General features: G+C 61.1%; 27 protein-coding genes and 1 pseudogene. 22 read left to right on the top strand and 6 right to left on the bottom strand.

The features are described 5' to 3' along the window. Positions 1-88 precede the first annotated feature (88 nt). From coaBC to argB, 4 genes and pseudogenes are all read left to right on the top strand, one after another. Complete coding sequence (gene coaBC, locus P2T68_RS00110; protein ID WP_277378893.1) at positions 89-1,297, top strand: bifunctional phosphopantothenoylcysteine decarboxylase/phosphopantothenate--cysteine ligase CoaBC; 1,209 nt, start codon at positions 89-91, stop codon at positions 1,295-1,297. A 5-nt stretch (positions 1,298-1,302) separates the two neighbouring features. Then, positions 1,303-1,758, top strand: a complete 456-nt coding sequence (gene dut, locus P2T68_RS00115; protein ID WP_041161320.1) for a dUTP diphosphatase — start codon at positions 1,303-1,305, stop codon at positions 1,756-1,758. A gap of 285 nt (positions 1,759-2,043) precedes the next feature. Beyond that, positions 2,044-3,420, top strand: a pseudogene (locus P2T68_RS00120) (phosphomannomutase/phosphoglucomutase); the annotation flags it as partial. 21 nt (positions 3,421-3,441) lie between these two features. Further along, positions 3,442-4,347 (top strand): acetylglutamate kinase, encoded by a 906-nt coding sequence (gene argB, locus P2T68_RS00125; protein WP_024078097.1) that lies wholly within the window; start codon positions 3,442-3,444, stop codon positions 4,345-4,347. A gap of 149 nt (positions 4,348-4,496) precedes the next feature. Here argB and pyrE read toward each other — a convergent pair whose 3' ends face one another. Then, on the bottom strand, positions 4,497-5,144 hold the full coding sequence (gene pyrE, locus P2T68_RS00130) for an orotate phosphoribosyltransferase (protein WP_024078099.1): 648 nt from the start codon (positions 5,142-5,144) through the stop codon (positions 4,497-4,499). Between the two features lie 82 nt (positions 5,145-5,226). On the opposite strand from pyrE, the gene P2T68_RS00135 reads away from it, so the two are divergent. Further along, the gene (locus P2T68_RS00135) at positions 5,227-6,006 is read left to right on the top strand and encodes an exodeoxyribonuclease III (protein WP_003176915.1); all 780 of its coding nucleotides are present in this window, start codon (positions 5,227-5,229) and stop codon (positions 6,004-6,006) included. A 58-nt stretch (positions 6,007-6,064) separates the two neighbouring features. Here P2T68_RS00135 and P2T68_RS00140 read toward each other — a convergent pair whose 3' ends face one another. After that, positions 6,065-6,433, bottom strand: a complete 369-nt coding sequence (locus P2T68_RS00140; RefSeq protein WP_024078100.1) for a DUF4870 domain-containing protein — start codon at positions 6,431-6,433, stop codon at positions 6,065-6,067. A 22-nt stretch (positions 6,434-6,455) separates the two neighbouring features. Further along, on the bottom strand, positions 6,456-7,178 hold the full coding sequence (gene rph / locus P2T68_RS00145; protein ID WP_024078101.1) for a ribonuclease PH: 723 nt from the start codon (positions 7,176-7,178) through the stop codon (positions 6,456-6,458). A 228-nt stretch (positions 7,179-7,406) separates the two neighbouring features. Between rph and P2T68_RS00150 the strand changes: the two genes are divergently transcribed. The 7 genes from P2T68_RS00150 (at position 7,407) to P2T68_RS00180 (ending at position 13,520) form a co-directional block, all read left to right on the top strand. Further along, positions 7,407-8,270, top strand: a complete 864-nt coding sequence (locus P2T68_RS00150; RefSeq protein WP_024078102.1) for a YicC/YloC family endoribonuclease — start codon at positions 7,407-7,409, stop codon at positions 8,268-8,270. Positions 8,271-8,280: 10 nt separating this feature from the next. Beyond that, complete coding sequence (gene gmk / locus P2T68_RS00155; protein WP_024078103.1) at positions 8,281-8,901, top strand: guanylate kinase; 621 nt, start codon at positions 8,281-8,283, stop codon at positions 8,899-8,901. Between the two features lie 167 nt (positions 8,902-9,068). Next, a complete protein-coding gene (rpoZ, locus tag P2T68_RS00160; RefSeq protein ID WP_003176920.1) occupies positions 9,069-9,332 on the top strand; it encodes a DNA-directed RNA polymerase subunit omega in 264 nt (87 codons plus the stop codon). A gap of 60 nt (positions 9,333-9,392) precedes the next feature. Then, on the top strand, positions 9,393-11,498 hold the full coding sequence (gene spoT, locus P2T68_RS00165) for a bifunctional GTP diphosphokinase/guanosine-3',5'-bis pyrophosphate 3'-pyrophosphohydrolase (RefSeq protein ID WP_024078104.1): 2,106 nt from the start codon (positions 9,393-9,395) through the stop codon (positions 11,496-11,498). Positions 11,499-11,522: 24 nt separating this feature from the next. Then, the gene (locus P2T68_RS00170; protein WP_003176922.1) at positions 11,523-11,903 is read left to right on the top strand and encodes a RidA family protein; all 381 of its coding nucleotides are present in this window, start codon (positions 11,523-11,525) and stop codon (positions 11,901-11,903) included. A gap of 57 nt (positions 11,904-11,960) precedes the next feature. Continuing rightward, positions 11,961-12,704 (top strand): hypothetical protein, encoded by a 744-nt coding sequence (locus P2T68_RS00175; protein ID WP_024078105.1) that lies wholly within the window; start codon positions 11,961-11,963, stop codon positions 12,702-12,704. A gap of 75 nt (positions 12,705-12,779) precedes the next feature. Further along, on the top strand, positions 12,780-13,520 hold the full coding sequence (locus tag P2T68_RS00180) for a hypothetical protein (protein ID WP_277378894.1): 741 nt from the start codon (positions 12,780-12,782) through the stop codon (positions 13,518-13,520). Between the two features lie 265 nt (positions 13,521-13,785). Here P2T68_RS00180 and P2T68_RS00185 read toward each other — a convergent pair whose 3' ends face one another. After that, positions 13,786-14,643: an SDR family oxidoreductase gene (locus tag P2T68_RS00185; RefSeq protein ID WP_277378895.1), complete on the bottom strand. Its 858-nt coding sequence runs from the start codon at positions 14,641-14,643 to the stop codon at positions 13,786-13,788. 188 nt (positions 14,644-14,831) lie between these two features. Between P2T68_RS00185 and exbB the strand changes: the two genes are divergently transcribed. The 9 genes from exbB (at position 14,832) to P2T68_RS00230 (ending at position 23,442) form a co-directional block, all read left to right on the top strand. Then, positions 14,832-15,791: a tonB-system energizer ExbB gene (exbB, locus tag P2T68_RS00190; protein WP_168233060.1), complete on the top strand. Its 960-nt coding sequence runs from the start codon at positions 14,832-14,834 to the stop codon at positions 15,789-15,791. Positions 15,792-15,797: 6 nt separating this feature from the next. After that, positions 15,798-16,223, top strand: a complete 426-nt coding sequence (gene exbD / locus P2T68_RS00195) for a TonB system transport protein ExbD (RefSeq protein WP_003195519.1) — start codon at positions 15,798-15,800, stop codon at positions 16,221-16,223. Beyond that, positions 16,220-16,969 carry an energy transducer TonB gene (locus P2T68_RS00200; RefSeq protein ID WP_102624892.1) on the top strand — a complete coding sequence of 250 codons (750 nt, stop codon included), beginning with the start codon at positions 16,220-16,222 and terminating at the stop codon, positions 16,967-16,969. Before exbD ends, P2T68_RS00200 begins: the two co-directional genes overlap by 4 nt. 168 nt (positions 16,970-17,137) lie before the next feature. Then, on the top strand, positions 17,138-17,473 hold the full coding sequence (locus tag P2T68_RS00205) for a cupredoxin domain-containing protein (RefSeq protein WP_024078110.1): 336 nt from the start codon (positions 17,138-17,140) through the stop codon (positions 17,471-17,473). 3 nt (positions 17,474-17,476) lie between these two features. After that, entirely contained in the window at positions 17,477-18,295 is an 819-nt protein-coding gene (locus tag P2T68_RS00210) for an FTR1 family protein (RefSeq protein ID WP_102624893.1), read from the top strand. Between the two features lie 20 nt (positions 18,296-18,315). After that, positions 18,316-18,846 carry an iron transporter gene (locus P2T68_RS00215; RefSeq protein WP_024078112.1) on the top strand — a complete coding sequence of 177 codons (531 nt, stop codon included), beginning with the start codon at positions 18,316-18,318 and terminating at the stop codon, positions 18,844-18,846. A 113-nt stretch (positions 18,847-18,959) separates the two neighbouring features. Beyond that, positions 18,960-19,880, top strand: a complete 921-nt coding sequence (locus tag P2T68_RS00220) for a hydrogen peroxide-inducible genes activator (protein WP_024078113.1) — start codon at positions 18,960-18,962, stop codon at positions 19,878-19,880. An 8-nt stretch (positions 19,881-19,888) separates the two neighbouring features. Then, entirely contained in the window at positions 19,889-21,964 is a 2,076-nt protein-coding gene (recG, locus tag P2T68_RS00225) for an ATP-dependent DNA helicase RecG (RefSeq protein WP_024078114.1), read from the top strand. A 77-nt stretch (positions 21,965-22,041) separates the two neighbouring features. Next, positions 22,042-23,442 (top strand): aminoacyl-tRNA deacylase and HDOD domain-containing protein, encoded by a 1,401-nt coding sequence (locus tag P2T68_RS00230; protein ID WP_069077262.1) that lies wholly within the window; start codon positions 22,042-22,044, stop codon positions 23,440-23,442. Between the two features lie 108 nt (positions 23,443-23,550). Here P2T68_RS00230 and P2T68_RS00235 read toward each other — a convergent pair whose 3' ends face one another. Beyond that, on the bottom strand, positions 23,551-23,925 hold the full coding sequence (locus P2T68_RS00235; protein ID WP_069077358.1) for a helicase: 375 nt from the start codon (positions 23,923-23,925) through the stop codon (positions 23,551-23,553). Between the two features lie 297 nt (positions 23,926-24,222). On the opposite strand from P2T68_RS00235, the gene P2T68_RS00240 reads away from it, so the two are divergent. Then, positions 24,223-25,074, top strand: a complete 852-nt coding sequence (locus P2T68_RS00240; protein WP_277378896.1) for a DUF6252 family protein — start codon at positions 24,223-24,225, stop codon at positions 25,072-25,074. 128 nt (positions 25,075-25,202) lie between these two features. On the opposite strand, the gene tagQ is transcribed toward P2T68_RS00240, so the two are convergent. Continuing rightward, a complete protein-coding gene (tagQ, locus tag P2T68_RS00245; protein WP_041161054.1) occupies positions 25,203-26,132 on the bottom strand; it encodes a type VI secretion system-associated lipoprotein TagQ in 930 nt (309 codons plus the stop codon). Between the last annotated feature and the right edge of the window lie 14 nt (positions 26,133-26,146).

The following is a 26,146-nucleotide window of genomic DNA, read 5'->3' on the forward strand; positions in this document are numbered from 1 at the left end:
GGCCCTCTTTTTTGCGTGCGATTTCACCTGGGGAGGGGGCATCGCAGGCGTCACTGAACTGGCTTCACTGAACTGGAAAGGCAAACCAATGCAGCGTCTGTATCGGAAACGCATCGTTCTCGGCGTCGGCGGCGGCATTGCCGCCTACAAGAGCGCAGAGCTGGTTCGCAGGCTCCTTGACCAGGGCGCCGAAGTGCGCGTGGTCATGACCCGCGGTGGCAGTGAGTTCATCACCCCACTGACCATGCAGGCCTTGTCCGGCCACCCGGTTCACCTGGACCTGCTGGACCCGGCAGCCGAAGCCGCCATGGGCCATATCGAGCTGGCCAAATGGGCCGACCTGGTACTGATCGCCCCGGCCACCGCCGACCTGATCGCCCGCATGGCCCAGGGCATCGCCGATGACCTGCTCACCACCCTGGTACTGGCGACCGACGCCACCGTCGCCATCGCCCCGGCCATGAACCAGGCCATGTGGCGCGACCCGGCCACCCAGGCCAATACCCAACTCCTGCAAAGCCGTGGCCTCAAGGTGTTCGGCCCGGCCTCCGGCAGCCAGGCCTGCGGCGACGTGGGCATGGGCCGCATGCTCGAAGCCACCGACCTGGCGCTGTGCGCCGCCGAGTGCTTCCAGCACCTGGCCCTGACCGGCAAGCACGTGCTGATCACCGCCGGCCCGACCCAGGAAAACATCGACCCGGTGCGCTACATCACCAACCATAGCTCAGGAAAAATGGGCTTTGCCCTGGCCGAAGCCGCGGTTGAGGCAGGCGCGCGCGTCACCTTGATCACCGGTCCGGTGCATTTGCCAACGCCCGACAGAGTCACCCGAATCGACGTAGTCAGCGCCCGGGACATGCTGGCAGCCTGTGAAGCGGCGATTCCCTGCGACCTGTTTATCGCCTCGGCAGCAGTTGCGGACTACCGACCGGAAGTAGTCGCCCCGCAAAAGCTCAAGAAGGACCCTACAAGCGGCGACGGCCTGCTCCTGCAAATGGTGCGCAACCCGGACATCCTGGCCACCATCGCCACCCGTGCGGATCGCCCATTCAGTGTCGGTTTCGCCGCCGAGACCGAGCACCTGCTGGACTACGCCGCACGCAAATTGAAAGATAAAAACCTCGACCTGATCGTCGCCAATGATGTCGCCAACCCAAGCATCGGCTTCAACAGCGAGGAAAACGCCTGCAGCGTGATCGACCGCGAGCTGCACGCCACCCTTTTCGCCCAGACCAGCAAAGGCAAGATTGCCCGCCAACTGATCTCTTTTATCGCCCAACGGCTGAACCAGGTTTAATGTCCATGCACGCTTTGCAAGCCAAGATTCTCGACCCTCGCATCGGCAGCGAATTCCCACTGCCGGCCTACGCCACCCCGGGCTCCGCCGGCCTGGACCTGCGCGCCATGCTCAAGGAAGACACTGTCCTCGAGCCAGGCCAGACCCTGTTGATTCCTACCGGCCTGTCGATCTATGTCGGTGACCCTGGCCTGGCCGCACTGATCCTGCCGCGCTCCGGCCTGGGTCACAAACATGGCATCGTGTTGGGCAACCTGGTCGGCCTGATCGACTCGGACTACCAGGGTGAGTTGATGGTGTCGTGCTGGAATCGTGGCCAGACCGCGTTCAATATCGCGGTCGGCGAGCGCATTGCGCAGCTGGTGCTGGTGCCGGTGGTGCAGGCGCACTTCGAGCTGGTACAGGAATTCGACGAAACCCAACGTGGCGCAGGTGGCTTTGGGCACTCCGGCAGTCACTGACCCAGCTGAACCTGGCCGGGTACGTTCGTCCGGCCAGACGCCACCGCATGGCCTTTCAGGATGAAGAATGCGCGAATCTAATCAGCGAGATTTCCCCAGGGGAATCAATGCATTACGAAAGATAAACCATCGAGCTCCCGCTCAGGTGGCACTTTTGCACCACGAACTCTCTGCCGAAAACACCGTCATACCCTTCAGTTTGAGCCTGCCGGTCAGCCACATTATGGCCAGCCTTGCCCCCTTCAGATGGAGTTTCCCCCCGCGATGAGTAACGCAGCCCGAGTAGCCCCGACCTTTCCCGACAGCATCTTTCGCGCCTATGACATCCGTGGCGTAGTACCCAAGACCCTGACCGCCGAAACTGCCTACTGGATTGGCCGCGCCATCGGCGCCCAAAGCCTGGCCCAGGACGAACCCAACGTATCGGTAGGCCGTGACGGCCGCCTGTCCGGCCCGGAGCTGGTGGAACAACTGATCCAGGGCCTGGCAGACAGTGGCTGCCACGTCAGCGACGTCGGCCTGGTGCCTACCCCGGCGCTGTACTACGCGGCCAACGTACTGGCCGGCAAATCCGGCGTGATGCTCACCGGCAGCCACAACCCGTCGGACTACAACGGTTTCAAGATCGTCATCGCTGGTGACACCCTGGCCAACGAACAGATCCAGGCCCTGCACACACGCCTGAAGACCAACGACCTGACCAGCGGCCCCGGCAGCATCACCAAGGTCGACATTCTTCAGCGCTACTCCGACGAAATCACCCGCGACGTCAAACTCGCGCGCCGCCTCAAAGTGGTGGTGGACTGCGGCAACGGCGCGGCCGGCGTGATCGCCCCGCAACTGCTCGAAGCCCTGAACTGCGAAGTGATCCCGCTGTTCTGCGAGGTCGACGGCCACTTCCCCAACCACCACCCGGACCCAGGCAAGCCTGAAAACCTGGTGGACCTGATTGCCAAGGTCAAGGAAACCGGCGCCGATGTGGGCCTGGCCTTCGATGGCGATGGGGATCGCGTGGGCGTAGTAACCGAAACCGGTGAGATCGTATTCCCGGACCGCCTGCTGATGCTGTTTGCCCGTGACGTCGTGGCGCGCAACCCCGGTGCCGAGATCATTTTCGACGTCAAATGCACCCGCCGCCTGACCCCGCTGATCAAGGAATACGGCGGTCGTCCGCTAATGTGGAAGACCGGTCACTCGTTGATCAAAAAGAAAATGAAGGAAACCGGCGCCCTGTTGGCCGGCGAAATGAGCGGCCACGTATTCTTCAAGGAACGCTGGTTCGGCTTTGACGACGGTATTTACAGCGCTGCCCGTCTGCTGGAGATCCTCAGCAAGGAAAAATCCACCGCGCAAGGGCTGTTTGAGACCTTCCCGAATGATATTTCTACGCCAGAGATCAATATCCATGTGACCGAAGAGAGCAAATTCAGCATCATTGACGCATTGCACGATGCGCAATGGGGTGAAGGCGCCAACCTGACCTCCATTGATGGTGTGCGAGTCGATTACGCCAAAGGCTGGGGCCTGGTTCGCGCGTCCAACACCACACCGGTGCTGGTGCTGCGTTTCGAGGCGGATACCGAGGCTGAGTTGCAGCGCATCAAGGACGTGTTCCACGCCCAGTTGAAACGTGTTGCCCCTGATCTCCAATTACCGTTCTGATTTTTTGTACCGGAGCCCTGAATGACCCTCGAACGCGAAGCCGCTGCCAACACCGCCAAGGTCCTGTCCGAAGCGTTGCCCTACATTCGACGCTACGTCGGCAAGACGCTGGTGATCAAGTACGGCGGCAATGCCATGGAAAGCGACGAGCTGAAAACCGGCTTTGCCCGCGACATCGTGTTGATGAAAGCCGTAGGGATCAACCCGGTGGTAGTCCACGGTGGCGGCCCGCAGATCGGCGACCTGCTCAAGCGCTTGTCGATCGAGAGTCACTTCATCGATGGCATGCGCGTGACTGACGCACAGACCATGGACGTGGTGGAAATGGTCCTCGGCGGCCAAGTGAACAAGGACATTGTCAACCTCATCAACCGCCACGGCGGCAGCGCCATCGGCCTGACCGGCAAAGACGCGGAGCTAATCCGCGCGAAAAAACTGACCGTTACCCGTCAGACGCCGGAGATGACCCAGCCGGAAATCATCGACATTGGCCAGGTAGGCGAAGTGATCGGCATCAACACCGATCTGCTGAACCTGCTGGTCAAGGGCGACTTCATCCCGGTGATCGCGCCAATTGGCGTGGGCACCAACGGCGAGTCCTACAACATCAACGCCGACCTGGTGGCGGGCAAGGTGGCTGAAGCACTGAAGGCTGAAAAGCTGATGCTGCTGACCAATATTGCTGGCCTGATGGACAAGGAAGGCAAGGTGCTGACCGGCCTGACCACCCAACAGGTGGACGCGCTGATCGCCGACGGCACGATCTACGGCGGCATGCTGCCGAAGATCCGTTGCGCGCTGGAAGCGGTGCAGGGCGGCGTGGGCAGTTCGCTGATCCTGGACGGCCGGGTGCCGAATGCGATCCTGCTGGAAATCTTCACCGACACCGGTGTAGGTACGCTGATCAGCAACCGCAAGCGTCCTTAAACACTAAAAAGCCCCACCCTCTGTAGGAGCGAGCTTGCTCGCGAAAAACGTAAAGGCGCCGCGTTCATCCAGAATAAACGCGTCATCGTTGGCGTTCTTCGCGAGCAAGCTCGCTCCTACAGGGGGTGGGGCTTTTTGTTGTGCGGCGATTACTGGACGCCGAACTGCTCGCGGTACGCGCGCACTGCCGGCAAGTGCTGCTTGAGCTGCGGATCGTCTTCCAGGAACTGCAACACCTGGTTCAACGACACGATACTCACCACCGGGATGCCGAAATCGCGCTCCACTTCCTGGATCGCCGACAATTCACCGTTGCCACGCTCCTGGCGGTTCAGTGCGATCAACACACCGGCAGCCTTGGCGCCGTCCTGGGAGGCGATGATCTGCATCACTTCACGGATGGCGGTACCGGCGGTGATCACATCGTCGATAATCAGCACATCGCCAGTCAGCGGCGCACCCACCAGGCTGCCGCCTTCGCCATGGGCCTTGGCTTCCTTGCGGTTGAAGCACCACGGCAGATCCCGCCCGTGATGCTCAGCCAACGCCACGGCAGTCGCGGCGGCCAGGGGAATGCCCTTGTAGGCCGGACCAAACAAGACATCGAAGGAAATACCGCTTTCAACAATGGCTGCCGCGTAGAAACGACCCAGTTGGGCCAGGGCCGAACCCGAGTTGAACAAGCCTGCATTGAAGAAGTACGGGCTGGTGCGCCCGGACTTGAGGGTGAACTCACCGAAGCGCAAAACCCCGCGATCGATGGCAAAACGAATGAAATCGCGTTGATACGCCTGCATGAAAAAAGCCTCAGATACCACGGATTTAGCTAATTAGGTAGACGGCGTGTATCATACACGCACGCGATTTTTGGGGCCATTTATGCGGATCATCAGTGTGAACGTTAATGGTATTCAGGCTGCAGTCGAGCGTGGTTTGCTCAGTTGGCTGCAAGCCCAGAATGCCGACGTCATCTGCCTGCAGGACACCCGCGCCTCCGCCTTTGAACTGGACGACCCAGCCTTCCAACTGGATGGCTACTTCCTTTATGCCTGCGATGCCGAAGTACCCGCCCAAGGTGGCGTGGCTTTGTACTCGCGGTTGCAACCCAAGGCGGTCATCAGCGGCCTCGGCTTCGAGACAGCCGACCGCTACGGGCGCTACCTGCAAGCCGATTTCGACAAGGTCAGCATCGCGACCTTGCTGCTTCCATCAGGGCAGAACGGCGATGAAGACTTGAACCAGAAGTTCAAGCTAATGGACGATTTCGCCCGTTACCTGGATAAACAGCGACGCAAACGTCGCGAGTACATTTATTGTGGCTCGTTGTACGTGGCGCAACAAAAGCTGGATATCAAGAACTGGCGCGACAGCCAGCAATCCCCTGGCTTCCTGGCGCCGGAACGGGCCTGGATGGACGAGATTGTCGGCAACATGGGCTATGTGGATGCCCTGCGCGAAGTCAGCCGCGAAGGCGACCAGTACAGCTGGTGGCCAGACAATGAACAGGCTGAGATGCTCAACCTGGGCTGGCGCTTCGACTACCAGTTGCTGACCCCAGGCCTGCGTCGGTTCGTACGCAGCGCACGCCTGCCGCGCCAGCCACGCTTCTCGCAGCACGCGCCACTGATCGTGGACTACGACTGGACACTGACCATTTGAGGTCTTTTTCCAGGCACAAAAAAACCGACATCGCTGTCGGTTTTTTTGTGGGCGCTCATTATTTGATCAGGCGCCAGGTCCACGGGTAACGGTAAGCCGTGCCATTGTTGGCCTTGATCCCGCCAATAATTGTCAGCACCAGCGCCGCAACCACCAGGATCAACATCAGCACAAAGCCGATCACCACGAACCCCAGCACCATGCACACCAGCCAGGCGATCGCCACGGTGATCTGGAAATTCAGCGCTTCCTTGCCCTGATCATCGATAAGCGGGTCCATGTCTTTCTTGATCTGCCACAGGATCAGCGGCCCCAAGAGACTGCCGAAGGGGAATACCAACCCCAGGAACGCCGCGAAGTGACACAGCATCGCCCACTGGCGAACTTCCTTGGACGGTGCCGGAACCGGCAACTGGCTGTCACTCATGGCACTTCTCCTTGAAGCGTGTTCAGTCAGCCAGTGCGGCGTTCTGCAGTTCGAAAATCTCAGTCATGCCCTTCTGGGCCAGGGCCAGCATCGCATTCAGGTCGGCCGGCTGGAATGGCGCGCCTTCAGCGGTGCCCTGCACTTCGATAAAACCACCGGTGCTGGTCATGACCACGTTCAGGTCGGTCTCGGCGGCCGAGTCTTCCAGGTAGTCCAGGTCCAGCACAGGCTCGCCCTGGTACATGCCCACCGATACGGCAGCGATCATCTGCTTGAGCGGATCGCCGCCTTTCAGGCCGCCACGCTTCTTGATCACTTTCAGCGCGTCGACCAGAGCGACCATGGCACCGGTGATGGACGCAGTACGAGTACCGCCGTCGGCCTGGATCACGTCGCAATCGACGTACAGGGTCACGTCGCCCAGCTTGGACATGTCCAACGCTGCACGCAGGGAGCGACCGATCAGGCGCTGGATCTCCAGGGTACGACCGCCTTGCTTGCCACGACTGGCCTCACGCTGGTTACGCTCGCCGGTGGCGCGCGGCAGCATGCCGTATTCGGCGGTCAACCAACCCTGGCCCTGGCCCTTGAGGAAACGTGGCACGCCGTTTTCGACACTGACGGTGCAGATCACCTTGGTATCGCCAAACTCGACCAGTACGGATCCCTCGGCGTGTTTGGTGTAGTTGCGGGTGATGCGGATCGAGCGGAGCTGATCGGCAACGCGACCACTTGGACGTTTCATAGGGGATACCTGTACGAAGGACGAAAAACTGCCGAGCATTATAGAGCCGCGAGCCGATTCGGGGCACTTCTTAAAATCTGGTTACGAATGCTCGGCTTGTGATGCGATGTCAGCACCCGCGTTTGGGGCCTATCGCACCACTGCGCTACACTCCTGCGCCTTCGCAGCCAGTCGGCTCCAATTTATCCATCAGCCCGCTTTCGCGGGACTGCAACGCGAGGTACCTCCATGGTGCACAGCATGACCGCCTTCGCCCGCGTCGAAAAAGCCGGCGCCCAAGGCACCCTGAGCTGGGAACTGCGCTCGGTCAACAGCCGCTACCTGGAACCGCACCTGCGCCTGCCGGAATCGTTCCGCGACCTCGAAGGCGCCGTACGTGAAGCCCTGCGCCAAGGCATCTCACGCGGCAAGCTGGAATGCACCCTGCGCTTTACCGAGGAAACCACCGGCAAGCCACTGCAGGTCGACCGCGACCGCGCCGCGCAACTGGTCGCGGCCGCCGAGACTATCGCCAGCCTGATCCAGCAGCCCGCGGCGCTGAACCCCCTGGAAGTGCTGGCCTGGCCCGGCGTGCTGGTGGCCGATGCCGTCGACCCGCAAGCCCTCAACGCCGAAGCCCTCGCCCTGTTCACCCAGGGCTTGAAGGAGCTCAAGGCCGGCCGCGAGCGCGAAGGCGCCGAACTGGCCCGCCTGATCAACGAGCGCCTGACCTCGATCGAGGAGGATGTGGTCACCCTGCGCGAGCTGGTGCCACAAATGCTGGCGACCCAGCGCCAGAAGGTCCTCGATCGCTTCGCCGACATGAAAGCCGACCTTGACCCGGTGCGCCTGGAGCAGGAAATGGTCCTGCTGGCGCAAAAAAGTGACGTCGCCGAAGAACTCGACCGCCTCAGCACCCACATCCTCGAAGTGCGCCGCGTGCTCAAGTCAGGCGGTGCCGCCGGTCGGCGCCTGGACTTCCTGATGCAGGAACTCAACCGCGAAGCCAATACACTGGGCTCCAAGGCTTTCGATCCGCGCAGCACCACCGCTGCGGTCAACCTCAAAGTGTTGATCGAGCAGATGCGCGAACAAGTACAGAATATTGAGTAAGGCAACCTCCATGACCCATAGCACCGGCACCCTTTACATCATTTCCGCCCCTTCGGGCGCAGGCAAGAGCAGCCTGGTCAAGGCTCTGACCGACACCAACGATCAGATCCGCATCTCGGTCTCGCACACCACCCGCGCCATGCGCCCGGGTGAGGTGAACGGCGTGCACTATCACTTCGTCGAGCGCACCGAGTTCGTCAAGATGATCGAGCATGGCGACTTCCTCGAGCGCGCCGAAGTGTTCGGCAACCTCTACGGCACCTCGCAAAGCCACCTGCAGCAAACCCTGGACGAAGGCCACGACCTGATCCTGGAAATCGACTGGCAGGGCGCCGAGCAAGTGCGCCAACTGATGCCCAAGGCGCGCTCGATCTTCATCCTGCCGCCGTCTTTGGAAGCGCTGCACCAGCGCTTGACCAACCGTGGCCAGGACAGCGACGCGATCATCGAAGGCCGCATGCGGGAAGCCGTCAGCGAAATGAGCCACTACGTCGACTATGACTACCTGATCATCAACGACGATTTTGCTCACGCGCTGGACGACTTGAAGGCGATTTTCCGCGCCAATCAGCTCCAGCAAAAACGCCAACAGCAGCGTTTCGGCAAATTACTGGCCGAACTGCTCGGTTGATTGGCTCTTCCCAAAACTGCTGCAGGGGCCTTACATTGGCACTTGTAGCGGTTTTGCGAGGGCCTGCGAAAAATCAGCGCTTCCCTAAACGCTGGTGATTTTTTAAACTGTTTAGTCCGCTCGCCCAGCCGGGCAGCGCGCATCTTGCATTCGCTCCGAGGAATACCATGGCCCGCGTAACCGTTGAAGACTGCCTAGAACACGTGGATAACCGCTTTGAGCTGGTCATGCTCTCTACCAAGCGTGCCCGTCAACTGGCCACTGGCGGCAAAGAGCCCCTGGTCCAGTGGGAAAACGACAAGCCTACCGTTGTAGCCCTGCGTGAAATCGCTGAAGGCCTGATGAGCTACGAGTTCATCGCCAACGCTGAGATCGTTGAAGACGAACCGCTGTTTGCAGCGTTCGAGGACGAGTCCAACGAGGCCGTCTAAGCCTATGCCTGGTCGACGTAGCACGGCGCGGGGTCACAGCCAACGGCAGGAGTTCACACTTTGCCGAGCATAGACGCCCTCGCCGATCGCTTATCGGCCTACCTCGGCCCCGACCAGGTCAACCTGGTCCGCCGAGCGTATTTCTACGCCGAACAAGCCCACGACGGCCAACGCCGCCGGAGTGGCGAGGCGTATGTCACCCATCCTCTTGCGGTGGCAAATATTCTTGCCGACATGCACATGGACCATCAGAGCCTGATGGCCGCCATGCTGCATGACGTGATCGAAGACACCGGTATTGCCAAGGAAGCGCTCAGTGCGCAATTTGGCGAAACCGTGGCCGAACTGGTCGATGGGGTCAGCAAACTGACCCAGATGAACTTCGAGACCAAAGCCGAAGCCCAGGCGGAAAACTTCCAGAAGATGGCCATGGCCATGGCCCGGGATATCCGGGTGATCCTGGTCAAGCTGGCCGACCGGCTGCACAACATGCGCACGCTGGAAGTGCTGTCCGGCGAAAAACGCCGGCGCATCGCCAAGGAAACCCTGGAAATCTACGCGCCCATCGCCAACCGGCTGGGCATGCACGCCATTCGCATCGAATTCGAAGACCTCGGCTTCAAGGCCATGCACCCGATGCGTTCGGCGCGCATCTACCAGGCGGTCAAGCGTGCCCGGGGCAACCGCAAGGAAATCGTCAACAAGATCGAAGAATCCCTGAGCCATTGCCTGGCGATCGACGAGATCGAGGGCGAGGTCAGCGGCAGGCAGAAACACATCTACGGCATCTACAAGAAGATGCGCGGCAAGCGCCGGGCGTTCAACGAGATCATGGACGTGTACGCGTTCCGCATCATCGTGGACAAGGTCGATACCTGCTACCGCGTGCTGGGCGCTGTACATAATTTGTACAAGCCCCTGCCGGGCCGCTTCAAGGACTACATCGCGATTCCCAAGGCCAACGGCTATCAGTCGCTGCATACCACACTGTTTGGTATGCACGGGGTGCCGATCGAGATCCAGATCCGCACCCGGGAAATGGAAGAAATGGCCAACAACGGCATCGCCGCCCATTGGCTGTACAAGTCCAGTGGCGACGAGCAGCCAAAAGGCACCCATGCCCGCGCGCGCCAGTGGGTAAAAGGCGTGCTGGAAATGCAGCAACGTGCCGGCAACTCCCTGGAATTCATTGAAAGCGTGAAGATCGACCTGTTCCCGGACGAGGTCTATGTGTTCACGCCCAAGGGCCGGATCATGGAGCTGCCCAAAGGCTCCACGGCCGTCGACTTCGCCTACGCGGTGCACACCGACGTCGGCAACAGCTGCATCGCCTGCCGCATCAACCGTCGCCTGGCCCCGCTGTCGGAACCGCTGCAAAGCGGCTCCACCGTGGAAATCGTCAGCGCGCCGGGCGCACGGCCAAACCCCGCGTGGCTCAACTTCGTGGTCACTGGCAAGGCGCGCACCCATATTCGCCATGCGCTGAAACTGCAGCGCCGCTCCGAGTCCATCAGCCTGGGCGAACGCCTGCTGAACAAGGTGCTCAATGGTTTCGACAGCGCCCTGGACAAGATCCCGGGTGAGCGTGTTCAAGCGATGCTCCACGAGTACCGCCAGGAAACCATCGAAGACCTGCTGGAAGATATCGGCCTGGGCAACCGCATGGCCTACGTAGTAGCCCGCCGCCTGCTCGGCGAAGGCGAACAGTTGCCGAGCCCGGAGGGTCCGCTGGCGATTCGCGGCACCGAGGGCCTGGTGCTCAGTTATGCCAAGTGTTGCACACCGATCCCGGGCGACCCGATTGTCGGCCACCTGTCGGCGGGCAAAGGCATGGTCGTGCACCTGGACAACTGCCGCAACATCAGCGAAATCCGCCACAACCCGGAAAAATGCATCCAGCTCTCCTGGGCCAAGGATGTCACCGGCGAGTTCAACGTCGAGCTTCGCGTGGAGCTTGAGCACCAGCGTGGCCTGATCGCCCTGCTGGCCAGCAGCGTCAATGCGGCCGACGGCAATATCGAGAAAATCAGCATGGACGAACGCGATGGCCGCATCAGCGTGGTCCAACTGGTGGTCAGCGTGCACGACCGCGTACACCTGGCCCGCGTGATCAAAAAACTGCGCGCCTTGACCGGCGTGATCCGCATCACCCGCATGCGTGCATAGCCCACCTCTTACAAGGAGTCATTCATGACCAAGACTGTTATCACCAGCGATAAAGCCCCGGCCGCCATCGGCACTTACTCCCAGGCGATCAAGGCGGGCAACACCGTCTACATGTCCGGCCAAATCCCGCTGGACCCAAAGACCATGGAACTGGTTGAAGGCTTCGAAGCCCAGACCGTACAGGTCTTCGAAAACCTCAAGTCCGTCGCAGAAGCCGCGGGCGGTTCGTTCAAGGACATCGTCAAGCTGAACATCTTCCTCACCGACCTGAGCCACTTCGCCAAGGTCAACGAGATCATGGGCAAGTACTTCGAACAGCCCTACCCTGCTCGCGCCGCCATTGGCGTCGCAGCGCTGCCAAAAGGCGCGCAGGTTGAGATGGACGCGATCCTGGTCATCGAGTAAAACACCCGGCGCAGCCTCAACCAGGCTGCGCCGACTTCGTTTCAGAAGGATTTCATGATGCGCAAAGCGCTTGTAGCCTCCTCGTTGCTCGCCCTGTTGCTCGGCGGCTGTGCCAGCAATCCCGCCGACCTGGATGTGAGCGGCACCTGGATCAACCAGGTCGCCATCGATGCGGCAGCCAAGGGCGGCCCTTTGCGTGAAGCATTGCAAAGCTATGGTCCAAACCTCGAATGGGAGGTCAACACCAAGGCTTCGCAAGCGCGCTACTACAACGGTTTTGAAGTTGCCGAAGGCAAGTTGCTCGGCGAGCAATCCGGCGCCTGGAGCGTGGACTTCTACGGCAGCACCGCCACCGAACTCAAGCGCAAAAACAAACAACTGCTGCAAACGGCCAACGACAACGAGCCCGAACAGCTGTTCGCCCGCGCCAAAGACCCCGCACCGGAAGGCGCGCCACTGGGCGCCAACTTCGAACGGGCGCTGTACGCGGCCTATATGGGTGGCGACTGGAAGATCACCGACGGCTTCGGAAACGGCGCCACGGTACAGTTCCAGGCTGACGGCAAGGTCGCCGGCCTGCCTGGCGTCGATCGCTACTCACTGTGCCTCGCGGGCGATTGCGCCTCCATGAGCGGCGGCTATGACAGCATCTGGCTGCAACTCAACGGCCAGGGCAACCCCTGGATCTTCGTGCGCAAGGGCAAACAACTGGAAATCTTCCAGGCCGTCAACACCGCACAGACGGATGAAGTGCCCTCGTTTACACCGGGGCCACGGCAGTGGTTGCTCGAGAAACCGTGATACACAACAAAGGAGCCTACCGGCTCCTTTTTCTTTAGCCTGCGCCATTGTTTTCACGCATAAGCGGATGGCCTCATGCACAAGTTACTCGCGCTCAGCCTCAGCCCAATCCTGCTGGCCGGTTGCTCGCACACGTCGCAACCTGCCGACATCAGCGGACTGTGGATCAACCAGGCCGCTATTGATACCGCCGCCCAAGGCCGTCCATTACTCAAAGTACTGGACGCCAATGGCCTGAATCTGGAATGGAACATCGACGCCCGTGGCGGCAAAGCGTTATTCAGCAATGCATTCGAAGCCGGCGAAGGTCAACTGCGGTCAAAGGCACCAGGCGTATGGGTTGTCGACTATGACGGCCACGGCACCGACGAACTGCACTGGGATGGCAACCAGCTTATCCAGCAGGCCAAAGCATTTTTTGCCGGCCAAGTGTTCCGGCGCCCGGCCCAGCCAGCCCCCGAGGGTGCAAGGTGGGGTACAACGTTCAGACAGGCACTGAATTCAGCCTACATGGGCGGGAAGTGGAAAATCATTGAAGGCCAAGGCGTCGGCAACAGCGTGGTGTTCCATGCTGATGGCAGCCTGTCCGGGCTGGCACAAAATGACCGGTACGAGCTCTGCCTGGGCGGCGATTGCGCCACTCAAGGCGCTGGCAATGACACGCTCTCTCTCGGCAAGGGCGATGTCGCAGACGTATGGATTTTTGTCCGTCACGGCAAGCGGATGGAAATTTTGAACGCGATCAATCATGCCCAACCGGACGAAATTCCCCAACTCGCTCCAGGCCCACGCCAATGGCTGCTGGAACAACAGTGACGAAAAAAGAGCCCTTGTTCGGGTAATGCCAGCCAGTAAGGAGGAACACCGCAACTGTGGCAAGCGGGCTTGTTGTGGCGAGCGGGCTTGCCCCGCGTTGGGCTGCGTAGCGGCCCCAATAAGAGCGCTGCAGTGTGCCAGGCAGCTCCGGGGCTGTTTTTTGGGGCCGCTTCGCAGCCCAACGCGGGGCAAGCCCGCTCGCCACAGGTTACTGTTTGCTCGTTCTATCTCTTAACTGACTGGCATTCGCCCTTGGGCTCGTCTGTCAGCACTGACCTTCCAGAATCGCCGCATACCCCTCGCGATAGGTCGGATAGACCGGCGCCCAGCCCAGCGCCTTGGCCCGCGCATTACTGCATTGCTTGCTGCCCGCGCGGCGCACACTGGCGTCGTCGGCCCATTCGGTCACGCCCAAATAGTCGCGCAACCAACCGACCACCTCCGCCAATGGCGCCGGCGCATCGTCAACACCGATGTAAATCTTCTCCAACGAGCCGCCCTGCTCCACATGCCGCAGCAAAAAGGCCAGCAGGCCCGCCGCGTCATCGACATGAATCCGGTTGCCATATAAAGGCGGATCGATCGCCACGCGATAACCCTGGCGCACCTGGGTCAGCAGCCATTCACGGCCCGGGCCATAGATCCCCGTCAACCGCACGACGCTCGCCGGGATACCACTGTTCAGCGCCACTTGCTCAGCTTCCAGCATCACCTGCCCGGAATAGCCTTTCGCCTGGGTCTCGGAGGTTTCATCGACCCACTCGCCATTCTGCTGCCCATACACACTGCTGCTGGATACAAACAACAGATGCTTGGGCTCCTGGCCGTAATCCTTCAGCCACTCCAGCACGTGCTGCAGCCCCTGCACATAAGCGGCGCGATAACCGGCCTCGTCGTGATCCGTCGCGGCGGCGCAATACACCAGGTAATCCACCCCGCCGATTGGCCAGGTGTCAGGGCAATCCTTGTTGAACAGGTCACCGGCAATGCCAATCACGCCATCGGGCAGGCGCGAAATATCACGCCGCAGGCCATGAACCTCCCATTCCGAGGCGAGCAGTTGGCTGGCCAGCCGACTCCCCACATCGCCACATCCGGCAATCACAACAGAAGGCGCAGACATCACAAAACTCCGAACTGAAAGGTCTAGATTAGCCGTCTCGGTAGACCGGCGGCCAGAAAAAGGGCAAATAAAGTTACTGTATTACTTTTGTTAACAAGAATTACTTGCAATAATAACCGCCCATTTGTCCTCGACCTCGCTCGGTCTGGAAGGACGATCACTCATTTTTTCTCTCAGGTCCGGCCAGCATGACACGTCATACAAACCCCGCTTCGCCAACCAAGCCTCACAGCCCATCCCGCGCCTGGCGTGCGATTGCTGCGTTGCTGTTCAGCGTACTGCTGGCACCGACCGCCGCATTCGCTGATGCCACGGCGCCGGCCACCCCGCCTGCCGCCGAACAGAACGCCGCCCCTGCGGCTGCACCTGCCGCGACCGATCCGGCAGTGCCAGCCGCTGCCGACGAGTCCGGCGCAGTACTGGAAGAAGACAACACCCTGGGCATGGCCCACGACCTGTCCCCATGGGGCATGTACCAGAATGCTGACGTGGTGGTGAAAGCCGTGATGATCGGCCTGGCCATTGCCTCGATCATTACCTGGACCATCTGGATCGCCAAGGGCTTCGAGCTGCTGGGCGCCAAGCGTCGTCTGCGCACCGAGATCGTCCACCTGAAAAAAGCCACCACCCTCAAGGAAGCCAGTGAAAGCGCGACCCAAAAGGGCACCCTGGCCAATACCCTGGTGCACGACGCGCTGGAAGAAATGCGCCTGTCGGCCAACACCCGCGAAAAAGAAGGTATCAAAGAGCGCGTAGCCTTCCGCCTGGAGCGTTTGGTCGCAGCCTGCGGTCGTAACATGAGCAGCGGCACCGGCGTGCTGGCTACCATCGGTTCCACTGCGCCGTTCGTCGGCCTGTTCGGTACCGTGTGGGGCATCATGAACAGCTTCATCGGCATCGCCAAAACCCAGACCACCAACCTTGCCGTCGTTGCCCCCGGCATCGCCGAGGCCCTGCTGGCTACAGCCCTGGGCCTGGTTGCCGCGATTCCTGCGGTGGTGATCTACAACGTCTTCGCCCGTTCGATTGCCGGCTACAAGGCCCAGGTATCGGACGCGTCGGCAGAAGTCCTGCTGCTGGTGAGCCGCGACCTCGACCACCTGCCTACCGAGCGCAGCTCGCAACCGCACATGGTGAAAGTGGGGTAATCGGCCATGGGCCTGCATTTGAATCAAGGCGACGACGAACTCGTCGAGAACCACGAAATCAACGTCACGCCATTCATCGACGTGATGCTGGTGTTGCTGATCATCTTCATGGTGGCGGCACCCCTGGCCACCGTGGACATCAAGGTCGACCTGCCCGCCTCCAGCGCCAAGCCGGCGCCGCGGCCGGAGAAGCCGATCTTCCTCAGCGTCAAGGCGGACCAGCGCCTGTTCCTGGGCGAAGAAGAAGTCAAAGCCGAAACCCTGGGGCCAGTGCTCGATGCCAAGACCCAAGGCAAAAAGGACACGACGATCTTCTTCCAGGCTGATAAAGGCGTGGACTACGGCGACCTGATGAGCGTGATGGATGCCCTGCGGGCGGCCGGCTATCTGAAGGTGGGCCTGGTCGGACTTGAGACGGCAGCCAAGAAATGATCACGACGCGCCACAAACTGACGCGTTATGGCACCAGCCTCGCCGTCGTGCTGGGCGTGCACGCCATCGCGATTGCCATCGCACTCCACTGGTCGGCACCGCGCCCGGTCCTGCTGCCACCGGCAGCCATGGTCATTGACCTGGCACCCGCGCCAGCGCCACCACCGCCAGCGCCGCCGAAAGTGGTGACGCCGCCGCAACCGCCTGCCCCGGTGGAAGAGTTGCCGCTGCCAAAACTGGCCGAAGCGCCCAAGCCGACGATCCAGGTGCCCAAGCCGGTCAAGCCCAAGCCCAAACCCCAGCCGCCCAAGCCGGTGGAGAAGAAGCCCGAGCCACCCAAGGAAAAACCTTCCGAGGACCCACCGAGCGAATCGCCACAGACCAACGCTCCGGCGGAAAAATCGGCCCAGCCGGTTCCTGGCCCATCGCCGCAACAGGTGGCCGCCAAGGCGTCCTGGGAAGGCACCCTGCTGGCGCACTTGCAGAAGTACAAGAAGTACCCGCCGGGCGCCCAGGCCCGAGGCAAGGAAGGCCTGAACCGCTTGCGCTTCGTGGTGGATGCCGATGGCAACGTGCTGTCCTATGAGCTGGTGGGCCGCTCCGGCAACGCCGACCTGGACCGTGCGACCCTGGACATGATCCGTCGTGCCCAACCACTGCCCAAGCCGCCAGCCGACATGTTGAAAGGCGGCAGCATCGAGATCGTTGCGCCGTTCGTTTACAACATCGAAAAACGTCGCCGGTAATCCTCACCGTGGGCACTCTCGGGTGCCCACGGCTGCTGCTCCCTCCCCCGCGTATTGCTGCAACCTGAACCAGGGTTGAACAGCCTGCGACCTATCTCCATCTTCACTTGTAACATTTAAATACAAAGCTAATTATCCGCGAATCGTTCTCATTAGCGGACATTCGGCATGCCCACTCTTGCCCGGCTGGCTCTCCTCCTGCTGGCTTTTCCCGTCGTTGCGCAGGCGGATCAACTGGTCACCCTGGTCATTCAAAACCACACCTTCAGCCCCTCAAGTTTCGAGGTGCCGGCCGGTGAGCGCTTTCGCATTCAACTCACCAGCCACGACGAAAGCGTCGATGAGTTCGAAAGCTATGACATGAAATTCGAAAAAATCATCGTCCCCGGCAACACCGTGACGGTGTTCGCCGGCCCGCTGCATCCCGGCACTTACACCTTCTTCGATGACTACCACCCCGACCAGGCCAAAGGCACGGTCACTGCCGTCGAGGCCAAGGAGTAAGCCATGCTGGCCTGTCTGTTGATCGTGTTTCGAGAAGTGCTGGAAGCCGGGATTGTGGTGGGGATCGTGATGGCCGCCACCCAGGGCCTGGCGCGGCGCGGGCTGTTTATCGGCGGCGGGATCGCAGCCGGCGTACTGGGCGCGGGGATCCTCGCACTCTTTACCGGCGCAATCACCCAGGCACTCCAGGGCTTTGGCCAGGAGATTTTCAACGCAGCCATTCTGGTGGTCGCCGTGGTCATGCTGGGCTGGCACAACCTGTGGATGGCCAGCCATGGTCGCGAGTTGGCCACCCAACTGCGCAGCGCCGGCAATGCGGTACTCAACGGCGAAAAATCACTCTGGGCGCTGGCCGTGGTAATCACCGTGGCGGTGCTGCGCGAAGGCTCGGAAATCGTGCTGTTCCTCTATGGCATCGCCGCGTCGAGCCAGGCAGACCCACTGTCGATGCTGGCCGGTGGCGTGCTCGGCATCGCCGCCGGCGCCGCGCTGTCCTGGCTGATGTACCGCGGCCTGGTCGCCATCAGCCTCAAGCGTCTGTTTTCGATTACCGGCTGGATGATCGCCTTGCTCGCCGCCGGCATGGCGGGGCGGGCGGCCGCGATCCTCGCCGGTATCGACCTGATCCCCGCCTGGGGCTACCAACTCTGGGACACGTCCTGGCTGGTCTCCGACGCCAGCCTCACCGGCCGCGCCCTGACCGCGCTGGTGGGCTACACCGACCGGCCGCTGGGCGTCCAACTGGTCGCCTGGTCCGTCACCCTTGCGCTCCTGGTGCTGGGTAACCGCTTGCTGCATTCACGCCCGACGCAATCACGTTAACTGCCTCAAGGAGCCACGCCATGAAACACCTGCGCAACCCCTTGGCCACCGCACTGGTACTTGTCAGCGCCCTGGCCGCTTCAACCCTGACCCAAGCCCGCGAGTACCCGATTGGCGGGCCCGTCCAGGTCAACGACATGGAAATCGCCTCCTCCTACCTGGTGGGCATCGAAATGGCCCCCATGCCACCGGGCATGGTGATGAGCAAGGATTCGGTGCACCTTGAGACGGATGTGCATGCCACCGCCGACAACAAGTACGGCCTGTCCAATGGCGAGTGGGTGCCCTACCTGACCATCACCTACTCGCTGGTCAAGCAGGGTTCGCCCGACTACAAGGAAATCGGCACGCTGCTGCCGATGGTGGCCAAAGACGGCGCCCACTACGCCAACAACGTGAAAATGGACGGCCCCGGCACCTACACTGTGGTACTGCGCTACGAAAGCCCGCAGATCAAAGGTTTCTTCCACCACGTGGACAAGGAAACCGGCGTACCGGAATGGTGGGGGCCGTTCACCAAAACCTTCACCTTCAAATACCCGCAAAGCTGAAAGCATGAACGCGACACCTGATTGCCAGGTGTCGTAAACCCCATCCTCTCTGATAACGTGCGTCTATCGATTGCAGCCGGTATGCTTGGCTTGCAACCTCATGGACGCCCGCTATGACTCTTACAGAATTACGCTACATCGTGACCCTCGCCCAAGAACAACACTTCGGCCACGCGGCCGAGCGTTGCCACGTCAGCCAGCCGACGCTATCGGTGGGCGTGAAGAAGCTTGAAGACGAACTCGGTGTGCTGATTTTCGAGCGCAGCAAAAGCGCCGTGCGCCTGACCCCGGTGGGTGAAGGCATTGTTGCCCAGGCCCAGAAGGTCCTGGAACAAGCGCAAAGCATTCGCGAACTGGCCCAGGCCGGCAAGAACCAGCTGACCGCACCGCTGAAAGTCGGCGCCATCTACACCGTCGGCCCCTACCTGTTCCCGCACTTGATTCCGCAACTGCACCGCGTCGCGCCGCAGATGCCGCTGTATATCGAAGAAAACTTCACCCACGTGCTACGCGACAAACTGCGCAACGGCGAGCTGGACGCGATCATCATTGCCCTGCCGTTCAACGAGGCGGACGTGCTCACCCTGCCGCTCTACGACGAGCCGTTCTACGTATTGATGCCGGCCTCGCACCCGTGGACGCAAAAAGACACCATCGACGCGGCCCTGCTCAACGACAAGAGCCTGCTGCTGCTCGGTGAGGGCCACTGCTTCCGCGACCAAGTGCTGGAAGCCTGCCCGACCCTGACCAAGGGCAACGACGGCGCCAAGCACACCACGGTGGAATCCAGCTCCCTGGAAACCATTCGCCACATGGTCGCTTCCGGCCTCGGCATCTCGATCCTGCCGCTGTCGGCGGTGGACAGCCATCACTACGCCCCCGGCGTGATCGAAGTGCGCCCACTCACGCCACCGGTGCCGTTCCGCACCGTGGCAATCGCCTGGCGCGCCAGTTTCCCGCGGCCCAAAGCCATCGAGATCCTCGCTGACTCGATCCGCCTGTGCTCGGTGGCCAAGCCGCCTGCCGCGAGCTAAGCAACGGTATGACAGAGCTGTCGCAGGTGCCAGTGACGGCACTCAAGGGTGTCGGTGAAGCCATGGCCGAGAAGCTGGCCAAGGTCGGCCTGGAGAACCTCCAGGACGTGCTGTTCCACCTGCCCCTGCGCTATCAGGATCGCACCCGCGTAGTGCCCATCGGCCACTTGCGGCCTGGACAGGACGCAGTGGTCGAAGGCACCGTCAGCGGCGCCGACGTGGTCATGGGCAAGCGCCGCAGCCTGGTGGTGCGCCTGCAGGACGGCACCGGTGGCCTGAGCCTGCGCTTCTACCATTTCAGCAACGCGCAGAAGGAAGGCCTCAAGCGCGGCACCCGCGTGCGCTGCTACGGCGAGGCGCGGCCCGGCGCTTCTGGCCTGGAAATCTATCATCCGGAATACCGCGCCATTACCGGCGACGAGCCACCGCCGGTCGACACCACGCTCACACCGATCTACCCGTTGACCGAAGGCCTGACCCAACAGCGCCTGCGCCAACTGTGCATGCAGACCCTGACGATGCTCGGCCCCACCAGCCTGCCCGACTGGCTGCCCCAGGAGCTGGCGCGCGACTACCAGCTGGCGCCGCTGGCTGATGCGATTCGCTACCTGCACCACCCACCGGCCGACGCCGATGTCGACGAATTGGCCCTGGGTCATCACTGGGCCCAGCATCGCCTGGCGTTCGAAGAGCTGCTGACCCACCAACTGTCCCAACAGCGCCTACGCGAAAGCATGCGCTCCCTGCGCGCACCAGCGATGCCCAAGGCCACGCGCCTGCCTGCGCAGTACCTGGCCAACCTCGGCTTTGCGCCGACCGGCGCCCAGCAGCGCGTGGGCAATGAAATCGCCTACGACTTGAGCCAGAAGGAGCCCATGCTGCGGCTGATCCAGGGCGACGTGGGCGCAGGCAAGACCGTGGTTGCCGCCCTCGCCGCCTTGCAGGCCCTGGAAGCCGGGTACCAAGTCGCGCTGATGGCACCCACCGAGATCCTCGCCGAGCAGCACTTCATCACCTTCAAGCGCTGGCTCGAACCCCTGGGCCTGGAAGTGGCATGGCTGGCGGGCAAGCTCAAGGGCAAGAACCGCGCAGCCGCCCTCGAACAGATCGCCGCCGGCGCACCGATGGTGGTGGGTACCCACGCGCTGTTCCAGGACGAAGTGACGTTCAAGAACCTGGCCCTGGTGATCATCGACGAACAACACCGTTTCGGCGTGCAACAACGCCTGGCCCTGCGTCAGAAAGGCGTGGGCGGCCGCATGAGCCCGCACCAACTGATCATGACCGCCACGCCGATCCCGCGCACCCTGGCCATGAGTGCCTACGCCGACCTCGACACCTCGATCCTTGACGAACTGCCCCCCGGCCGTACCCCGGTCAACACCGTGCTGGTCACCGACACCCGCCGCGTGGAAGTGATCGAGCGCGTGCGTGGCGCCTGCGCCGAAGGGCGCCAGGCGTACTGGGTGTGCACGTTGATTGAAGAATCCGAAGAGCTGACCTGCCAGGCCGCCGAGACCACATACGAAGACCTCACCAGCGCCCTCGGCGAGCTCAAGGTCGGGCTGATCCACGGCCGCATGAAGCCGGCGGAGAAAGCTGCGGTGATGGCCGAATTCAAGGCCGGCAACCTGCAACTGCTGGTGGCCACTACGGTCATCGAAGTCGGTGTGGACGTGCCCAACGCCAGCCTGATGATCATCGAAAACCCCGAGCGCCTGGGCCTGGCGCAACTGCACCAGTTGCGCGGCCGCGTCGGCCGGGGCAGCGCCGCCAGCCACTGTGTGCTGCTCTACCACCCGCCACTGTCGCAGATCGGTCGTCAGCGCCTGGGCATCATGCGTGAAACCAACGACGGTTTTGTCATTGCCGAGAAAGACCTCGAACTGCGCGGCCCCGGCGAGATGCTCGGTACCCGCCAGACCGGCCTGCTGCAATTCAAGGTCGCCGACCTGATGCGCGACGCCGACCTGCTGCCCGCTGTGCGCGATGCGGCGCAAGCGCTGCTGGAGCGCTGGCCGCATCACGTCAGCCCGCTGCTGGATCGCTGGCTTCGCCATGGGCAGCAATACGGCCAAGTGTGACGCCTGACTCACTTATCCGACCTACAGTTGTATCAAGCTGGTTATACTTCGTTGACTGTAAGAAATTGGATCAGGCCATGTCAGAAGTTGCCCTCGCCACAACCCCACTGACCGCCCCGCCGGTTATTCGGGCGTTGCTTGCAAAACTCGCCATCAGCTACACGGAAGTCGCCGAACAACCGGGCCTGAATCCTGCGCAAAAGGTCCAGGCGGTGTTGCTGGAAGATGCCGTGGGCGCACTGATGGTGCTGTTCCCACAGAGCCAGTTGCTCGACCTCAACCGCCTCACCGAACTCACCGGGCGTCGCCTCACGGCGGTATCACCGGATCGCGTCAAGCGCATGCTGGGCAAGCACGACCTGAGCCTGTTGCCGGGCCTGCCACCACTGACCAGTTCACCGTGCCTGTACGAAGGCAGCCTGCTCAACGAACCCAGCCTGCTGGTGCATTCAGGCGAAGCCGGGGTATTGCTGGAAATCTCCAGCGAAGCCTTCAAGACCATGCTCACCAAGGCCAGCGCCGGCCAGTTCGGTGAGCCGCTGAGCAACATCCGCCCCAACCTCGACCGCCCCAATGATGACCGCGAGGAAATCACCCAAGCGATGCAGGCGTTCACGGCCCGCCGCATCCAGCAACGCCTGGAAGCGACCATCGAGATTCCGCCGCTGGCTGACACCGCGCAGAAGATCATCAAGCTGCGCGTCGACCCCAATGCGACCATCGACGATATCACCGGCGTGGTGGAAACCGACCCGGCCCTGGCCGCCCAGGTGGTCAGCTGGGCCGCATCGCCCTACTACGCCTCGCCGGGCAAGATCCGTTCGGTGGAAGACGCCATCGTGCGGGTGCTGGGCTTTGACCTGGTGATCAACCTGGCGCTTGGCCTGGCTCTGGGCAAAACCCTGAGCCTGCCCAAGGACCACCCGCACCAGGCTACGCCGTACTGGCACCAATCGATCTACACCGCCGCCGTGATCGAAGGCCTGACCCGTGCCATGCCACGCGCCCAGCGCCCCGAAGCCGGCCTGACCTACCTGGCCGGCTTGCTGCACAACTTCGGCTACCTGCTGCTGGCCCATGTGTTCCCGCCGCATTTCTCGCTGATCTGCCGGCACCTGGAGGTCAACCCGCACCTGTGCCACAGCTATGTCGAGCAGCATCTGCTGGGCATCAGCCGCGAGCAGATCGGCGCCTGGCTGATGCGCTACTGGGACATGCCGGACGAACTGTCCACCGCCCTGCGCTTCCAGCACGACCCGACCTACGACGGCCAGTATGCCGAGTACCCGAACCTGGTATGCCTGGCCGTGCGCCTGTTGCGCAGCCGTGGCATTGGTTCCGGCCCGGATGAAACGATCCCGGATGTGCTGCTTGAGCGCCTGGGCTTGAGCCGTGACAAGGCCGAGGAAGTGGTGGGCAAAGTGCTGGATGCCGAAGTGCTGTTGCGCGAATTGGCGTCCCAGTTCAGCCAGGGCTGAATCGGTAGCTTGTCAGATCGCTATCGGGGGCAAGCCCCCTCCCACATTTTGATCTGCGAATACAGTCAAGTGTGGGATGGGGCTTGCCCCCGATGAATCCACCTCGATCTACTTCTTTTTCTTCGGCTTCAAATACTTGGTCAAGCCCTGGAACCAGATCACCAACGCCGGGTTGCCCTTGATCTGGATCGACTTGTCCTGAATCCCCGTCATGAACGCCAATTGCTTGTTCTTCGCCTGCAAGGTGGCGAAGCCGTAGGCCGCATCCTTGAACGCGATGGCAAACGCCGGCGCCGGGTGGACACCCGAGCGGCTGGTGATGCGCTGGTCTTTGACGATGAAATGACGGGCAACCTTGCCGTCGAGGGTCTGCAACTGGAACGCCAGGTCTTTGTCACCCAGCTGTTGCTGGAACGCAGGGTTGGTGCGGCTGGCTTTGCCCATCATCAGGCCCAGCACCCACAGGAGAAGACGAAATTTCATAACGGCACAGCCTCAGGAAAATTAACGGCTCGCGCAGTCTAACGATTCCCCTGTAGAACGCCACTATTCCCCCAAGTTAGAAAACCCTCATTGTTTTACTCAGACCGCATGACTGCACGGTCAATATTTAAACAGACCACCATTAGACCGGCGCAGGCGAGAATCAACTTGGAATAACGCCATTCCAAACAGGTCTAACTGACTGTCAACTTTAACAGTAGTTATTTCCAGTCCCTGACGCCAACCTTGACGCGAAACTTCCAGGCTCGATAAAAATCATTTAATGGAACTAAAGCCATGAAAACCATTAACAACACATTGGCTGGACAAGTGAGCGCCAATATTGAACTGGGCGGCTCCATACATCCTTTCGTGTCAACATATACCAGCGCAACTTTGAAAGACCATCACGTGGTCATTAAAGCCTCCCAAGCGGTATTTTCACCTTTCCGTATCTATACCGTTGAATTGAAAATTGCCAATGGCGCCGAACCTGGTCCATACCCCTTGGATGGCAAGCCGGGAAATACTGTCGGCCTGGCGTATGACCCACCCACGACAGTTCAGTTGGACTCCTACCGGGACATCGAAGGCGAATTTACGTTGACTGAGACGGCGTCTGAGCAGCAAGTCAATGGCACCTTTTACTGCACCGCCAGAAGTTTAAACCCTGAAATCCGCGATTTAGCCACCTTCACTGAGGGCAAGGTATCCTTCCGCAGTGAAACATCACAACGACAAAGTACAGGGTATCTGAGGGGCACGCTTAATTTGCCCACGCCCGACTTCAGCTCAAGCAAACCGCACATGAGCTTCACTGAACCTGGCTTTCTGCAAGTCGTGGCAAACGATGATAACGATGATAACGATGATAAAAACGCGCCTAGACACTTGTGGCTGCACATTCCCACATCAAAGCTGGGTGAAAAAACACTTCCCATTTCCCCGTCTGAGGATGGGGACACCGCTGTCGTCACTTTGATTGCTAAGGTCTTTTATCGCGCCACCTCGGGAACCGTAAACTTCACCTACGATGAACATCTAAAAAAATTGACTGGCACTCTGAACTTCAGCGTCTCTGGCCCAGGCCACGACGATGTCGTATTTTCTGATGGCTCTTTTGAAATCACGGGATTGAGCGAAGCCTAGACAGGCTGATAGCACACCGATTGAACGGGTATCCAGACTCCATTCAATAGAACGCGGTGTAACAATGCCAGCCGATCACCATTGAAGATGAGTGGCTGGCATTGACGGTTTAGAACAACCCCTCGTCCTTATACGTTAGGGCAAGGCACCGGCGCCCAGTCGGCCAGGTTTGGATCGCGGCAAGTGCCTTCGATCTGCGCTTTACCGGCGCTGGCGACCTTCTTGCTTTCATCTTGCTTGGTCTGGGCGGTCTGGAAGGTTTTCTCGGTGTTCACCGCTTCTGTCGGCACGGTTGGAAGAGGCGGCTTTTTCGGCGGTTTGGTGCCTGTACCTTTCTTCTTGTTGCCCGGTGTCACCGCGGGTGTTGCATCGGCCTGGGCCACGGTGACCACATCGGCACGCTGTACGCCAACCTGCTGCAGGTCTTTCTCGTAGGCTTGGGTGTAGTTGTTCAGGTCTTCGGCGGCTTTGCCGTTGACCGCAACGATCAGGTCATTGGATTCCTTCAGGCCCGAGACGATTTCCGCCAGGCGCTTGCGGCCTTCGGTATCGTTGACGGTCTTGGCTTTACGATCAGCCACCAACTTGGTGAATGCGCTCTGGTAGCACTGCTGGGACGCCCTGGCGTACGCGGTGCTGCGGTCGATGTCAGAGGCACTTTTGTTCACGTCAGCCGCATACGAGGCAATGCGCTGGTTGTCATCGGCGATCTGCTTCTGACGCTCGGTGTAGTAACCCGCTGCGCCGCCGGCCAGGGCGCCGCCCGCTGCGCCGATGGCGGCGTTACGGCCACGGTTTTCCTTGTCGCCGGTCAGCACGCCCAGCAAGGCACCGCCCGCCGCACCGATGGCCGCGCCGGTGACAACCGACTTGGTCATGTTCGAATCGGTGGCGCGCAAGTGCTGCACCGGCTCGTAGCAGTTGGGGTAATACTCGACCTTGGTGCTCGACGCGACCTTGGAGGCCGGCGACGTGGCGCAACCGGTCAGCACCGTGCTGAAGCCGGCTGCGATCAGCAGCAAGTGACGCTTGGAAACCGCCTTACGGGAAAAAAGCATAGGTGTGTTCTCTT

The sequence above is a fragment of the Pseudomonas sp. G11 genome (genome assembly GCF_029457515.1).
Lineage (GTDB): Bacteria > Pseudomonadota > Gammaproteobacteria > Pseudomonadales > Pseudomonadaceae > Aquipseudomonas > Aquipseudomonas gorinensis.